The 12,502-nt window shown below is 71.9% G+C and carries 17 protein-coding genes; 4 read left to right on the top strand and 13 right to left on the bottom strand.

All coding sequences use genetic code 11. The annotated features are described in order from the left end of the window. Nucleotides 1–3: 3 nt before the first annotated feature. Complete coding sequence (locus tag ACFSDF_RS00180; protein ID WP_167000499.1) at nucleotides 4–690, bottom strand: alpha/beta fold hydrolase; 687 nt, start codon at nucleotides 688–690, stop codon at nucleotides 4–6. Nucleotides 691–740: 50 nt separating this feature from the next. On the opposite strand from ACFSDF_RS00180, the gene ACFSDF_RS00175 reads away from it, so the two are divergent. After that, on the top strand, nucleotides 741–1,436 hold the full coding sequence (locus ACFSDF_RS00175) for a helix-turn-helix transcriptional regulator (RefSeq protein ID WP_167000498.1): 696 nt from the start codon (nucleotides 741–743) through the stop codon (nucleotides 1,434–1,436). 3 nt (nucleotides 1,437–1,439) lie between these two features. Here ACFSDF_RS00175 and ACFSDF_RS00170 read toward each other — a convergent pair whose 3' ends face one another. The 8 genes from ACFSDF_RS00170 to ACFSDF_RS00135 form a co-directional block, all read right to left on the bottom strand. Then, nucleotides 1,440–1,979: a DUF1697 domain-containing protein gene (locus ACFSDF_RS00170; RefSeq protein WP_208322200.1), complete on the bottom strand. Its 540-nt coding sequence runs from the start codon at nucleotides 1,977–1,979 to the stop codon at nucleotides 1,440–1,442. Beyond that, nucleotides 1,960–2,805 carry a hypothetical protein gene (locus tag ACFSDF_RS00165; RefSeq protein ID WP_167000495.1) on the bottom strand — a complete coding sequence of 282 codons (846 nt, stop codon included), beginning with the start codon at nucleotides 2,803–2,805 and terminating at the stop codon, nucleotides 1,960–1,962. The genes ACFSDF_RS00170 and ACFSDF_RS00165 overlap by 20 nt, the downstream gene beginning before the upstream one ends. Before the next feature lie 24 nt (nucleotides 2,806–2,829). Further along, nucleotides 2,830–2,973 (bottom strand): GPGG-motif small membrane protein, encoded by a 144-nt coding sequence (locus tag ACFSDF_RS00160; protein WP_167000493.1) that lies wholly within the window; start codon nucleotides 2,971–2,973, stop codon nucleotides 2,830–2,832. A 109-nt stretch (nucleotides 2,974–3,082) separates the two neighbouring features. Next, nucleotides 3,083–3,802, bottom strand: a complete 720-nt coding sequence (locus tag ACFSDF_RS00155) for a L,D-transpeptidase family protein (RefSeq protein WP_377155572.1) — start codon at nucleotides 3,800–3,802, stop codon at nucleotides 3,083–3,085. Then, nucleotides 3,802–4,845 (bottom strand): class I mannose-6-phosphate isomerase, encoded by a 1,044-nt coding sequence (locus ACFSDF_RS00150; RefSeq protein WP_377155570.1) that lies wholly within the window; start codon nucleotides 4,843–4,845, stop codon nucleotides 3,802–3,804. The genes ACFSDF_RS00155 and ACFSDF_RS00150 overlap by 1 nt, the downstream gene beginning before the upstream one ends. Then, on the bottom strand, nucleotides 4,842–5,738 hold the full coding sequence (locus ACFSDF_RS00145; protein ID WP_377155568.1) for an aldo/keto reductase: 897 nt from the start codon (nucleotides 5,736–5,738) through the stop codon (nucleotides 4,842–4,844). The genes ACFSDF_RS00150 and ACFSDF_RS00145 overlap by 4 nt, the downstream gene beginning before the upstream one ends. A 44-nt stretch (nucleotides 5,739–5,782) precedes the next feature. Beyond that, on the bottom strand, nucleotides 5,783–6,259 hold the full coding sequence (locus ACFSDF_RS00140) for a MarR family winged helix-turn-helix transcriptional regulator (protein ID WP_377155566.1): 477 nt from the start codon (nucleotides 6,257–6,259) through the stop codon (nucleotides 5,783–5,785). A 38-nt stretch (nucleotides 6,260–6,297) separates the two neighbouring features. Continuing rightward, complete coding sequence (locus ACFSDF_RS00135; protein WP_167000484.1) at nucleotides 6,298–8,340, bottom strand: NADPH-dependent 2,4-dienoyl-CoA reductase; 2,043 nt, start codon at nucleotides 8,338–8,340, stop codon at nucleotides 6,298–6,300. A gap of 27 nt (nucleotides 8,341–8,367) precedes the next feature. Between ACFSDF_RS00135 and ACFSDF_RS00130 the strand changes: the two genes are divergently transcribed. Further along, on the top strand, nucleotides 8,368–8,604 hold the full coding sequence (locus ACFSDF_RS00130; protein WP_167000482.1) for an SCO4848 family membrane protein: 237 nt from the start codon (nucleotides 8,368–8,370) through the stop codon (nucleotides 8,602–8,604). Here the strand turns inward: ACFSDF_RS00130 and ACFSDF_RS00125 are convergent. Then, entirely contained in the window at nucleotides 8,576–9,226 is a 651-nt protein-coding gene (locus ACFSDF_RS00125; RefSeq protein ID WP_377155563.1) for a PadR family transcriptional regulator, read from the bottom strand. The genes ACFSDF_RS00130 and ACFSDF_RS00125 overlap by 29 nt on opposite strands. A gap of 70 nt (nucleotides 9,227–9,296) precedes the next feature. Next, nucleotides 9,297–10,427, bottom strand: a complete 1,131-nt coding sequence (locus tag ACFSDF_RS00120) for an FAD-dependent oxidoreductase (protein ID WP_377155561.1) — start codon at nucleotides 10,425–10,427, stop codon at nucleotides 9,297–9,299. A gap of 65 nt (nucleotides 10,428–10,492) precedes the next feature. On the opposite strand from ACFSDF_RS00120, the gene ACFSDF_RS00115 reads away from it, so the two are divergent. Beyond that, on the top strand, nucleotides 10,493–10,888 hold the full coding sequence (locus tag ACFSDF_RS00115) for a VOC family protein (protein ID WP_377155559.1): 396 nt from the start codon (nucleotides 10,493–10,495) through the stop codon (nucleotides 10,886–10,888). Nucleotides 10,889–10,899: 11 nt separating this feature from the next. Here the strand turns inward: ACFSDF_RS00115 and ACFSDF_RS00110 are convergent, their stop codons facing one another. Continuing rightward, nucleotides 10,900–11,484, bottom strand: a complete 585-nt coding sequence (locus tag ACFSDF_RS00110; RefSeq protein WP_167000474.1) for a YdeI/OmpD-associated family protein — start codon at nucleotides 11,482–11,484, stop codon at nucleotides 10,900–10,902. Continuing rightward, nucleotides 11,481–12,053 carry a dienelactone hydrolase family protein gene (locus tag ACFSDF_RS00105; RefSeq protein WP_167000472.1) on the bottom strand — a complete coding sequence of 191 codons (573 nt, stop codon included), beginning with the start codon at nucleotides 12,051–12,053 and terminating at the stop codon, nucleotides 11,481–11,483. Before ACFSDF_RS00105 ends, ACFSDF_RS00110 begins: the two co-directional genes overlap by 4 nt. A gap of 59 nt (nucleotides 12,054–12,112) precedes the next feature. On the opposite strand from ACFSDF_RS00105, the gene ACFSDF_RS00100 reads away from it, so the two are divergent. Next, a complete protein-coding gene (locus tag ACFSDF_RS00100; protein WP_167000470.1) occupies nucleotides 12,113–12,502 on the top strand; it encodes a YybH family protein in 390 nt (129 codons plus the stop codon).

Here is a 12,502-nt window from a genome sequence, read left to right as displayed (position 1 = left end):
CTCTCACCCGCGCGCGTCGAGGAACCGGGTGACGGCGCGGGTGAACGAGGCGGTGTCCTCGAGCATCGGGAGGTGGCCGGTGTCGAGACTCGCCTGCCACGGGGAGCCGAGGTTCGCGGCGAACCGGCGCTGGAGGGCCGGGGCGATCTCGCGGTCCTCGAGCGTCGTCACGTATCCGCGGGGCAGTCTCAGCTCGCCGTCGCCGACCTGCCCCCGGTAGAGGCCGACCGCTTCCGGGACGAACGCGTCGACGATGCGCTCCGCCGTACCGTCGTCGAGCCCGGTGGTCAGGCCTCGGCGGATGGCGCTGTCCGGCGGTCGCGTCCCCGCGAACCGCATCGCCAGACTCAGCACGTGGCGCTGCGGGAAGGGCATCGACGACACGAACGACCCACCCGGTCGCGGGACGACGGCGCAGACGGCGAGCAGTGCGCGGACCCGCTCCGGCGCACGGCGTGCCAGCTCCGCCGCCACCACCGCGCCCGCCGAGTGCGCCACGACCGCGAACCGCTCCCACGGGGCGGCGCCCAGTGCGGCCTCGACGTAGTCCGCCAGCGCGGCTCCGTCACGGGACGGGCGCGGTGCGACCGCCGTCGGGCGTGGGGCGAGCAGCTCGCGCGTCCCCTCCCAGATCCAGGAGGGCAGGCCGGCGCCGCTGAGCAGGAGCACGGGTTCGTCCGAGGAGGTCATGGATCCATCCTCACGGGCAGTCTTGTCATCCTTATGTCACCATTTCTCGGGTGAACCGCACCGATCGGCTGTACGGGATCCGCGAGGAGCTGCGCCGTGCCGGGACGCGGGGACGCACGGCCGAGCAGCTCGCGGCGACGTACGAGGTGAGTCCTCGTACGATCAAGCGCGACGTCGCGGCCCTCCAACATGCGGGCTTCCCGATCTGGGCACGCCTGGGCCGCCACGGTGGCTACGTGGTCGACCCGGCAGCCACCCTTCCGCCGATGAACGTCACCGCCGCCGAGGTGTCGGGTCTGGCCGCCGCGATCGCCGCGCACCGGGGCCAGCCGTTCGACGGGCAGGCCCGTACGGCCCTCGCCAAGGTGCTCAGCGTGATGGAGCCGAAGGCGCGGCTCGGCGCGACCGCGCTCACCGAGCGGGTGTGGATCGACCGTGCTGACACCGCCGGCGACCCGCGCTCACGGCGCGCCGTCGAGCAGGCGCTGCATGAGCGTCGCGTCCTGTCGCTGCGCTATCGCGACGCCGACGACACCGTGACCGACCGTCGGGTCGATCCGCAGATCCTCGCGTTCACTCGGGGCTCGTGGTACCTGGTCGCACGCTGCCGACGTCGTGACGACCTGCGCTGGTTCCGGCTCGACCGGGTCGAGCGCGCGAGGGTCACCGCGCAGGTCGCGGTCGACGTCCCGGTCGAGAGCATCGGTACGCCGCCGCCCACCGCCGCACCCGTCGCGGACCTGTGAGGGTCACTGCGCCATCGCGGCGAGCTTCTCGACCGTGCGGAGGTTGCGCCCGGTCCCGGGGACCCCGGCGAGCTTGAGGAGGCGCGGCGCGGTGACCGCGCTGCGCCCCGCGCCGTCGGCGTACCAGAGGTGCAGCTCGCGCCCGAGCACGCGCAGGCGGTCGTCGCCGAAGTCGTACGCCTCGACCGCCTCGGCGGCCTTGCGTGAGGGTGCGATGGTGAAGAACCAGACGTGGCAGAACTTCGGGTCGTGGATCTCGAACGGGTACGCCTCCTGTGCAGCCCGAAGTTCAGCCCCTGTCCGCGCGACCGCATCGGTCGTGACGCCCATCTGGTCGGCGATCCCCTTCGCCAGCGCGGTGCCGAAGTCGTCTGCGTCCCCGGGCGGGACGCAGACGAGGTTGCCGCTGTTCACGTACGTCGCGACGTCTTCGGCGCCGAGGTCGGACGCGAGCGTACGGAGCTCGGCCATCGGGACCTTGTTGCCGCCGACGTTCACGGCTCTGAGGAGGTAGGCGACCTTCTCAGAAGTCGAAGCCGCCACCGAAGTCGAACCCTCCGCCGTCACCGCCGCCGCCGAAGTCGAACCCGCCGCCGTCTCCGCCAGCATCTCCACCCGCGTCTCCACCGCCGTCGCCACCGGCATCTCCGCCGCCGTCGCCGCCGCTCTCGCTGCCGTCGCCGTACTCGGCCGCGTCGAGGCCCGCGTCCGAGGCGAACATGCCGCCGAGCATGGTGCCCATGAACAGTGCGGGCATGAACGCGAAGGCCGAGAAGTAGCCGGCGGCGTACGGCGCGTAGGCCGGGCCGGCCTGCCAGTAGGGGAGGCGCTGCGGGCCGACCATCACCTTGCGGGTGTCGGGCTCAGCGCCGGCCTTGACGCGCTCGGCGTCGAGGGCGCAGGCAGGGACCTCGCGAACGGTGCCGCCGTCGGGGGAGAACTGGACGTCCTCCACGGACAGGCCGTGCCGCGGGTCGAAGAAGCACATCGCCCGCTTCGCAGGAAGCGGGCTGTTGGTCACACGGGCCTCGACGCACGCGATGGCGTAGCGCCCGTCTTCGAGGATCTCGGTAACGTGCCGGACGTCCTCGGGCTTCTGGAGGGCGTCGACCGCGGACTTCGCGGACTCGTACGCGTCGAGCGCCCGTTGGTAGTCGGCCTGCGCGCCCTCGTCGAGGGGGGCACCGACCAGGTCTGCGTCGAGCTTCTGGAGCTCCTCGCCGAGGGCGGTGACGTCCTCGAACGCGGTCTTGCGAACCGCCTGCACCTGGTCAGCGAGCTCAGACTGCTCGCGTGCCTTCGTCTTGCGACGGTCGCTGACCAGGTACAGGGCAATCGCGGCGATGACGACGAGGATCACGAGCTCCATGCCGCCAGCCTACGGGTTCTTTGGTTAGCCGAACACGCTCACGCCGCCCGGGCCGACAAGAAGGCCGACGACGATGAGGACGATGCCCCAGAGCATCTGCTTGCGAACAAGGGCGACAATTCCCGACACCACGAGGATGACGGCAAGGATCCAGAGCAAGAACGTCATTGCTTCACTCCGTTCTCCGGGCGGGGGGCCCGGCTCATGTGCAACACACAGTCGTCACACGTTTGTGACCGTAGTACAGGTGCCCTGCGTCAGCGGGTTCAAACGCCGTTTAGCGACCTATTGCGATGACTGGTTGCCTGTCGGGCCGTAGACGTTTCAGGACGTATCGGATGAAGCGGGAGGGAGCGGACACACATCCGGCGGTCGCGCCCTTGCCGTTCGCGTGCAAGAAGATGCCCGAGCCGCGATAGCGGACCGCGCGGGGCGGGCGGTTGAAATCGACGACGACCGACCACACGTACTGCTTGCGGTAGTCGCGCAGTCGCTCCGAGGCGTTGCGGTGCGACGCCGGCAGCCACCAGCGGAAGCCGCCGGACGCCTTGTTGCGCAGCGTGTTGTAGTACGCCGAGCGGTTGTCCTGCACCCAGTAGTCACCGCGACGCACCTTCCGGTACGGCAGCCGGCTACCGGTCGGCTTCGCCCGGAGACCGAACGCCTCCGTCATCGTGAAGGTCCCGAGGGGCGTCGTCCCGGTCGACTGCTTGCGCTTCGACGCGGCGACCAGCCCGCCGTACCCAATCCGACCGTTGGTCGACCGGCGCTTCGCGACCCACTGGCCGTCACGGCGGACCCAGTACGTGACGCGTGCGCGGTACGAGCGCGTGCGGTTGACGGTCACGACCTGCGTCGTGCCCGCGCGAAGGTGGACGGTGACGCCGTCGAGGCGCACGGTGTCCGCGGCACGGGCGGTGCTCGCCGCGGCGGTCGTGGCCGGGACCGCCGCAAAGAGGGCGGTGACGGCGACGAGCGTGACGGCGCGGGGGGTCATCACCCCACGATGCGCCCGTCGGGCGAGCCGCGCCACCCCTCTCCAGGACGGGCCACCAGCACCCGGGCGTCGCCGACGAGGCGCCACGGGCCGAAGGCGGCGGGGACGACGAGCGACTGGCCGCCGCCGACCGGGAGGGAGCCGGCGCCCTCGATCACCCCGGTCCCCGAGAGCACGACCAGCGCAGCGAAGCCGGCAGCGATCTGAGAAGACTCGCCCGGGGGTGGGGCGAGAAGGTGGAGCCGGAAGTACGGGTCGCCCGCCTCCGGCAGCAGCGGGACGGGAGCTCCCGTACGGGCGGTGAGGTCGTGACGGACGGTGAGTCGCGCCAGGTCGTCTGCCCCGAGCGCGGTCGTCGACACCGCGTCCATCGCGAGGTCGAAGCCGAGCCCGAGGTGCGACTCGTCGCGCGTCGAGGTCGTGATCGACCACTCCAGCAGGATCGAGAAGTCGGTCGGCTCCTGCACCTCGGCGACGAACACGCCGGCGCCGATCGCGTGCGGGGTGCCCGCCGGGACCACGAAGCCGTCGCCGGGTCGTACGGGGATGCGGTTGAGGTGGCTCAGCAGCCAGTCTCCGTCCTGCGCGTCGCGGCGCGCAGCGAGCTCGTCAGGTTCGACGTCGCCGCTCCAGCCGAGGTAGACCACCGCGTCGTCGGCGGTCTCGAGCACGAGCCACGCCTCGGTCTTGCCGTACGGGCAGTCGAGGTGCTGGGCCGCGAACGCGCGGTCGGGGTGGACGTGGACGGGGAGCCGCTGGCCGGCGTCGAGGAGCTTGAGGAGGATGCCGGTGTCGCCGCCCCGTACGGAGTCGGTGCCGACCCAGCCGACGGGATCGGCTTCGACGAGGTCGCTGAAGAGCGCACCGGCAGCCGTACGGGCGAGTCCGACCGTCGGGGAGTCCGCACGCGACACGGTCGCGCCGACCCACTCCTCAGGGCAACGCTCGACCGGCGGGAGCCCGCGGAGGGCGGCGATGCGTGCGCCGCCTGCATAGAAGTGGTGCACGAGGTTCGGCTGGAGGAGCTGGGGGGTCGCGGTCACGGCACCGGCTTATCACGCGCGGCGGTCCACAGGGACCACCACTGGCGGCGGGTCATCGCGTCGGCGACCTGCTCTGCGTCGGCGCACGCGCGGATGCGGCCGGGGTCGGTCGTGCCGATCACCGCGACGATGTCGGCCGGGTGCTTGAGGAGCCAGCCGAGGACGACGGCCTCCGGAGTGGTGCCGAGCGCGTCGGCGTACCGGCGCACCAGCACCGCCGTCGCCTCGTCCTCCGGGCCGCGCGGACGTCCGGTGTAGCGGCCCTGGGCGAGTGCGCCGTACGCCTGGACCGTGATGCCGAGGTCGATGCAGCGCTCGAGCGTCCCGGCGACCGGCGTGTACGACGTCGCGTCCGGGTGGTTCACGAGGACGCCGGCCTCGATCAGGTCGCGGTGGTGCAGCCCGAGCTCGAGCTGGTTCACGTCGAGCGGCTGTCGTACGGCCGTGCGCAGGTGTCCGATCTGGGTCGCGTCCATGTTGGAGACGCCGAACGCCGCGACCTTGCCCTCGGCGACGAGCGTGTCGAAGGCGTCCGCGATCTCGGCAGGACGGGCGAGCGGGTCCGGTCGATGGAGGAGGAGGCGGTCGACATGGTCGGTGCCGAGGCGCGCGAGGCTGTCGTCGACGGAGCGCAGGAGGTGCTCGCGCGAGAGGTCGTACGCGTTGCCGCCCTCCGCGCCGCCGAGCACGATCCCGCACTTCGTCTGGATCTCGATCTCGTCGCGCAGCCCGAGGTGGCGGGCGAGCACCTCCCCGAACACCGACTCGGACGTGCCGCCGCCGTAGATGTCGGCGTGGTCGAACAGCCGGATGCCGATCTCGTACGCCGTCGTCACCGCCGCGTCGGCACGCTCGAGGTCGGCGAGCCCCATGCAGCCGTACGCGAGTCTCATGCCCCCATCTTCACCGCTTGGGGCCCGCTGCGCGCAGCGCCACGTCACTCAGGGATGTTGCCGTCCCCGCCGAGGTTCGTGACGACGCGGCGCAGCACGTTGATCATCGTCACGTAGTCCTCATCCGAGATGCCGTCGAGCGTCTGTTCATGGACCCGCGCGTTGCGCTCGCGGGCGCGTTCGAGTCCGGCCACGCCGGCGTCGGTCAGCGTCATGGCGCCGCCGTCCTCGCGGAGCCATCCGCGCGCGACCAGGTCGTCGTACACCTCGTCGAAGTCGATCCCGAGGTCCTCGTACGGCGTGAGCCGCTCGGTCAGGGTGGGGCGCGTCCAGCGGCCGGGGTCGCCGGCGGCGTGGTTGAGCGTCCACCAGTGCGGCTGCGTCAGGTCCTCGGTCGCGAGGGCGTCGCGAAGCCCGCCGACGACGCGGCGGTACGCGTCACCGGTCCAGGCGCCGATCGGCTGCTTCGCGATCACGTCGGCGGGGTAGTCCCGCAGGTCGTCTTGCGTGCTCGTCGTCATGCCGTCAACGTAGAACCTCAAGCGCACTTGAGATCAATTCAGAGTCGCGCGGCGAGTTCCGTGGCCTGGCGGATCGCGCGTTTGGCGTCGAGCTCGGCCGCGACGTCGGCGCCCCCGATCACGTGCACGCTCACGCCGGCTGCACGCAGCGGCTCCGCGAGATCGGTCACCGACTCCTGCCCCGCGCACACGACGACCGTGTCGACCTCGAGGACGTGCGCGGTGCCGTGCTCGTCGCGGATGTGCAGCCCGGCGTCGTCGACGAAGTCGTACGTGATGCCGCCGAGCATGTGCACGCCGGAGTCCTTCAGCGTGGCGCGGTGCACCCAGCCTGAGGTCTTGCCGAGGCCCTTGCCGAGCGGTGCGGGCTTGCGCTGGAGCAGCCACACCTCGCGCGGCGGGACGGGCGTGACCTTCGTGCCGACGCCGCCCGGCTCGAGCGCCGGATCAGTGACGCCCCAGCGGGCCATCCACGCGTCGAGCGGCTCGTCCGCCTGATGGAGCAGGAACTCCGCGACGTCGAACCCGATGCCGCCGGCGCCGATGATCGCGACCTTCGCGCCGGCCTCGACGCGGCCGTCGATGACGTCGGCGTACGAGGCGACGCTGGCGTGGTCCATGCCCTTGATCTCCGGCACCCGCGGTACGACGCCGGTGGCGATCACGACGTCGTCGTACGCGCGCAGGTCGTCGGCGGTCGCCCGCGCCCCGAGCCGCACGTCGACGCCGGTGACCTCGAGGCGTCGCGCGTAGTAGCGCAGCGTCTCCGCGAACTCCTCCTTGCCCGGGATCAGACGTGCCAGCCGGAACTGGCCGCCGATCTGGCCGTCGGCCTCGTACAGCGTGACGCCATGTCCGCGCCCGGCGAGCTCGGTCGCGGCGGCGAGGCCCGCGGGGCCGGCACCGACGACGGCGATCTGCTTGCGGCGCAGCCGGGGGACGGGCAGCAGTCGCAGCTCTGTCTCGTACCCGGCACGGGGGTTCACCAGGCAGGTGCAGCGCTGGTTCTTGAACGTGTGGTCGAGGCAGGCCTGGTTGCAGCCGATGCAGGTGTTGATCTCGTCGGCGCGGCCCTGCGCGGCCTTGGTGACGAACTCGGGGTCGGCAAGCATCGGGCGTGCGAGCGAGACCATGTCGGCCTGGCCCTCGGCGAGGATCTGCTCGGCGATTTCCGGGGTGTTGATCCGGTTCGAGGCGATGACGGGGATGCCGACCTGGGGGCGCAGCTTGCCGGTCACCCACGCGAACGCGCCGCGCGGGACGGACGTGACGATCGTCGGAATGCGCGCCTCGTGCCAGCCGATGCCGGTGTTGAGCAGCGAGGCGCCCGCCGCCTCGATCCTGTGGGCGAGCTCGAGCGTCTCGTCCCAGGTCTGGGAGTCGTCGACGAGGTCGAGCAGCGAGATGCGGTACTGGACGATGAAGTGCGCGCCGACCTCCTCGCGGATGCGGCGCACGACCTCGACGGGGAAGCGCATCCGCTTCTCTGCGCTGCCTCCCCAGGCGTCCGTACGGTCGTTGGTGCGGGCCGCGAGGAACTGGTTGATGAGGTAGCCCTCGGACCCCATCACCTCGACGCCGTCGTACCCGGCACGCTGCGCCAGCTTGGCCGCGCGCACGAAGTCATCGACGGTCCCCTCGACCTCGCGGGTGCTCATCGCGCTCGGCTTGAACGGGGTGATCGGCGACTGCTTCGACGAGACACCCTTGGAGAACGGCGAGTAGCCGTACCGGCCGGCGTGCAGCACCTGCATGAGGATGCGGCTGTCGTGCTCGTGCACCGCCTCGGTGACCGTACGGTGCTTGTCGGCCATCCGCCGGCTCGCCATGGTCGAGCCCATCGGCGACAGCCAGCCGCGCCAGCTCGGGGCGTACCCGCCGGTGACGAGGAGCGCGGCGCCGCCCTTGGCGCGCTCGGCGAAGAACGCGGCGAGCTTGGGGATGTCACTGGCTCGGTCCTCGAGCTTGGTGTGCATCGAGCCCATCATCACGCGGTTGCGCAGCGTGAACCCGGCGACCTCGAGGGGGCGCAGGAGGTGCGGGTACGGGGTGGTCGGCTGCTCAGGGCTGCGTTCAATCATCGGGGACCTCTGGTGTCTACTGGAAGGGTGATCTCTCGACGCGCTGCGTGGTTCCTGGTGCTCGCCGGGCTGTTCAACATCGTGATCTGGCCGCGGTTCGGCATGGCCATCTGGAACGACGAGCGGGCGTGGGAAGGCGCGATCGGTGACAGCACACCGACCGGGTTCTTGTGGGTGCACGCGGTGCTCATCGTCGCGGCGGTCTCGATCGCGGTCGGCGTGCTGTGGGTCGCGGTCACGGCGCTGCGCTCCCGCCGCCGGTAGCCCCGCCCTCCGCTGCTTCCGCCGGTCGAGCCGCCTCCGCCGGTCGAGCCGCCTCCGCCGGTCGAGCCTGTCGAGACCCCGCAGCCTGTCGAGACCCCAGCAGCTCCGCGACCTCCTCGCACCACGCGAGCCCGGCCTCCTCGAGAAGGATGCCGCCGCGCAGCACCGCGTACTGCGCCCGCTGCCCCTCGTCGAGCGCCGCGACGTCGGGGAACGTGCGAGCCGCGTCGGCGCGGTAGTAGGCCAGCCGCTCGCGGTGCGCGTCGGAGCGGCGGGCGATGTCGGCGAGGATCGCGTCGCGGTCGCCGAACGGGAGCCCGCGCAGCTTGACCGCGAAGTCGCTGCGCGCGGTCTCGATCGGGCTCGGCTCGCGTGACCACTCGCGCAGGGCGTCGCGCCCCTCGTCGGTGATCACGTAGATCTTCTTGTCAGGGCGGCCCTCCTGCGGCACCGCCGTCGAGGCGACCAGGCCGCCGGTCTCCATGCGACCGAGCACCTTGTAGATCTGCTGGTGGCTCGCCCTCCAGAAGTGGCCGATCGACTTGTCGAAGCGGCGCGTCAGGTCGTACCCGCTCGCCGAACGCTCGGCGAGCGAGACGAGGATCGCGTGCTCCAGGGCCATGGCGAGGAGTATATGCATCTCGATGCACTGCGTCGAGATGCACCCATGTCACATCCCCCGACCGGCAAACTCAGGCGGCGGCCCGGGCGCTCACCGTACGGAGGGCGGCGCGGGCGGCGACGCGTCCGGCACGGTTGGCGCCGATGGTCGACGCCGACGGTCCGTACCCGACGAGCTGCACCCGGTGGTCGCGCGCCGCTGTCGTCGGGGTGTGGGCGTCCACACGGGCGACGAGCCGCACGCCGCCCGTGTCCTCGCGCAGGTGCAACGGCGCGAGGTGCCCGAGCACGGCACGGAATCCCGTCGCCCACACGATCACGTCGGCGCGCTGGAGCGATCCGTCGGCCATCCGGACGCCGTCGGGCTCGATCCGCGTGAACATCGGGTGGCGCTCGTACGCCCCGAAGGTGGCGGCCCGCTGCTCCTGCGGACGAAGCAACAGCCCGGTCACGCTCACGACGCTCTGCGGCGGCAGGCCGCGTGTCACCCGGTCCTCGACGAGCGCGACCGCCGCCCGCCCGGCCTCGGGGTCGAAGTCGTCGCCACGCCAGATCGGCTCCCGCCGGGTCACCCAGGTCGTCGATGCGGCGAGCGGCGCGACCTCCCCGAGGATCTGCACCGCCGACGCGCCACCCCCGACCACCACGATGTCGAGGTCGGCCAGGTCCTCCGGCCCCGCGTAGTCGACGGTGTGCAGCTGTCGCCCGCGGAAGGTCCCGGCCCCCGGATAGCTCGGCCAGAACGGTCGCTCCCAGGTCCCGGTCGCGTTGACGAGCGCACGCGTACGCCACGTGCCCGCATCGGTGACGACGAGGAGGTCGCCGTGGGAGTCGCCGGGGACGGCGTCGCGGACGGAGCGGACCCGCACCGGTCTGACCACGGGCAGCGCGAACCGTTCCTCGTACGCCGCGTAGTACGCCGGGACGAACTCCTGCGCCGGCGCCTCGCCGTCGGCGTCCGGGACGTCGAGCCCGGGAAGCATCGCGATCCCGTGGACGCCGCGCATCGTCAGGGTGCGCCACCGGTGCTGCCAGGCGCCTCCCGGCGCAGCGTTCGCGTCGAGGACGACGAAGCGGGCTCCGAGGCGGGCTAGGTGGTACGCCGCGGACAGTCCCGCCTGTCCCGCCCCCACGACCACGACGTCGACCGTACGGGCGTCACCGGGTCGAGACGGTACGACGGCAGCGGGGGAGGTGGTCACGTACGGGTCAACCGCGACACGGCGGCCGGTGTTCCGAGGCCCCCGTCACGGCTAGCGTGGGCCGCATGACGGACCCCCACTCCGACCCGGACCACCTCGCGTTCGTCCACCTCCACCACGTCCAGCTGGCGATCCCGCGAGGCGGGGAGGCGGAGTGCCGGGCGTTCTGGCGCGACGTGCTCGGCATGCACGAGCTCGAGAAGCCGCCGGTCCTTGCCGCGCGTGGCGGCTGCTGGTTCCGTTTGGGCGGCGTCGAGGTCCACCTCGGGGTCGAGGACGACTTCGAGCCGGCACACAAGGCCCACCCTGGCATCCTCGTCGCGCGCATCGACGACGTTGCGGCCCGACTGGTCGCCTCCGGCACCGACGTGACGTGGGACGACGGGTTCCCGGGGCACCGGCGCTTCTATGCCGCGGACCCCTTCGGCAACCGGCTCGAGTTCTTGCAGCCCGACGCCTGAAGCCCGCGTGCTCAGCGGTCGCGCGCGGCGATGCCCTGGGCAGCGAGCCGGACGACCTCGGCGATGCGCGCCTCGCGCGTGGCCGCACGCTTGGCGTCGACGAGCCAACGGAGGATCTCCTTGCGCCGCCCGGGCGTGAACGCGTCGAACTGACGCCGCGCCTCGGGGTCGGCGTCGAGCGCAGCGGCAAGGTCGTCAGGGACCTCCATCGCCTCCACGCTGTCGAGGTGCGACCACGACCCGTCCGCCTTTGCGCGGTCGATCGCCGCCTGACCCGCCGGGGTCATGCGTCCGGAGGCGACGACGCGGTCGACACGCTCCTTGGACAGGCGGCTCCACACCGAGCCCGGCCGCCGGCGGGTCATCCACAGCATCGAGTGGTCGTCGTCGAGCCCTTTGGCCTGGCCGTCGATCCAGCCGAACGCCAGCGCCTCCTCGACCAGCGCCTCGTACGACAGCTCCGGCCGCTCGGTCTCGCGCCGTCGCCAGACGATCCACACGCCGGGGTCGGGGTCGTCGTGGTGCTCGGACAGCCAGGAGCGCCACTCCTCTGCGGAGTCCATCGGCAGCCGGGGTGCGTCGCTGAAGCTGCTCATCTCTGCGGCAGCTCTGCGAGGAAGGCCAGCACCCGCTCGCGCAGGAGCGCAGCCGCATCGGCGTCGTGGTCGACGTTGCCGACCTCGGCGAACACGTGCCCCGAGCCGGGATAGCGGAACACCTCGGCGCCCGACGCGGCAGCGAACGGCGCGACCTCCGCGTCCCAGTCCATCCACGGGTCGTCGGCCATGCCGTGCACCTGGACAGGGAGTCCGTCGGGCCACGGCGTTTCGAACGCCTCGACCGGCAGCGCTGCGTACAAGAGGAGCGCGCCTCGTGCGCCCGGTCGGGTCTGTGCGTACTCCTGGGCGAACACGACACCGAGGGACGCGCCGGCCCAGACCACGTCGGGCGGCAGCCCGGCGACCCCCTCCGCGGCACGCCGGCGCAACTCGGGACGTCCGACCTCGTCACCGTGCGCCACTCCCTCGTCGACCGTCGGGAACGTCCGGCCGGCGAAGACGTCAGGAGTGTGCACGAGCGAGCCAGTCGCGCGAAGATCGTCGGCGAACGCGAGAAAGCCGTCGGTCTGCCCCAGGGCGTGGTGGAAGAGCACGATCTCGGTCATGCCGTCACGCTAGACCTCCGCACCGACAACTGTCAGCGCTCGTCCGTAGCCTCGAACACATGTCCACCGCGCCTCGTCTGGCTCCCGTGAAGAGCCGTCCCGCTCCCCGCACGCCCGACGCGCTCGGTGCCGAGCTCGTCGACCGCCTGCACGCCCGCGACGTCGACGGTCTGGTCGCCCTGTACGAGCCGTCGGCCGTCCTCGAGCTGCCCGACGGCTCGGTGGCGACGGGTCACGACGAGATCCGGGCGTTCTACGAGCGGACGCTCTCGAGGCACGCGGCCGTACGGGCGGGGGTTCAGCGCCGTCCCCTCGTGCAGGGCGACCTCGCGCTCACGACCACCGTGCTCCCGCGCAGCGCCGGGGCCGGTGGTGCGACGTGCGAGGTCGCACGCCGGCAGCCCGACGGCACGTGGCGGTGGATCATCGACCGCCCGAGCGTGCGGTGA

Source organism: Mumia zhuanghuii (assembly GCF_042681565.1).
Lineage (GTDB): Bacteria > Actinomycetota > Actinomycetes > Propionibacteriales > Nocardioidaceae > Mumia.
This window is presented reverse-complemented; position numbering and strand designations above follow the sequence as displayed.

What these genes read in the sequence shown, in the direction of transcription:
- ACFSDF_RS00105 (WP_167000472.1), bottom strand. Translation starts at nt 12,053, where the DNA reads ATGACCGAGATCGTGCTCTTCCACCACGCCCTGGGGCAGACCGACGGC.
- ACFSDF_RS00100 (WP_167000470.1), top strand. Translation starts at nt 12,113, where the DNA reads ATGTCCACCGCGCCTCGTCTGGCTCCCGTGAAGAGCCGTCCCGCTCCC.
- ACFSDF_RS00155 (WP_377155572.1), bottom strand. Translation starts at nt 3,802, where the DNA reads ATGACCCCCCGCGCCGTCACGCTCGTCGCCGTCACCGCCCTCTTTGCG.
- ACFSDF_RS00165 (WP_167000495.1), bottom strand. Translation starts at nt 2,805, where the DNA reads ATGGAGCTCGTGATCCTCGTCGTCATCGCCGCGATTGCCCTGTACCTG.
- ACFSDF_RS00145 (WP_377155568.1), bottom strand. Translation starts at nt 5,738, where the DNA reads ATGAGACTCGCGTACGGCTGCATGGGGCTCGCCGACCTCGAGCGTGCC.
- ACFSDF_RS00140 (WP_377155566.1), bottom strand. Translation starts at nt 6,259, where the DNA reads ATGACGACGAGCACGCAAGACGACCTGCGGGACTACCCCGCCGACGTG.
- ACFSDF_RS00125 (WP_377155563.1), bottom strand. Translation starts at nt 9,226, where the DNA reads ATGGCCCTGGAGCACGCGATCCTCGTCTCGCTCGCCGAGCGTTCGGCG.
- ACFSDF_RS00135 (WP_167000484.1), bottom strand. Translation starts at nt 8,340, where the DNA reads ATGATTGAACGCAGCCCTGAGCAGCCGACCACCCCGTACCCGCACCTC.
- ACFSDF_RS00115 (WP_377155559.1), top strand. Translation starts at nt 10,493, where the DNA reads ATGACGGACCCCCACTCCGACCCGGACCACCTCGCGTTCGTCCACCTC.
- ACFSDF_RS00180 (WP_167000499.1), bottom strand. Translation starts at nt 690, where the DNA reads ATGACCTCCTCGGACGAACCCGTGCTCCTGCTCAGCGGCGCCGGCCTG.
- ACFSDF_RS00110 (WP_167000474.1), bottom strand. Translation starts at nt 11,484, where the DNA reads ATGAGCAGCTTCAGCGACGCACCCCGGCTGCCGATGGACTCCGCAGAG.
- ACFSDF_RS00160 (WP_167000493.1), bottom strand. Translation starts at nt 2,973, where the DNA reads ATGACGTTCTTGCTCTGGATCCTTGCCGTCATCCTCGTGGTGTCGGGA.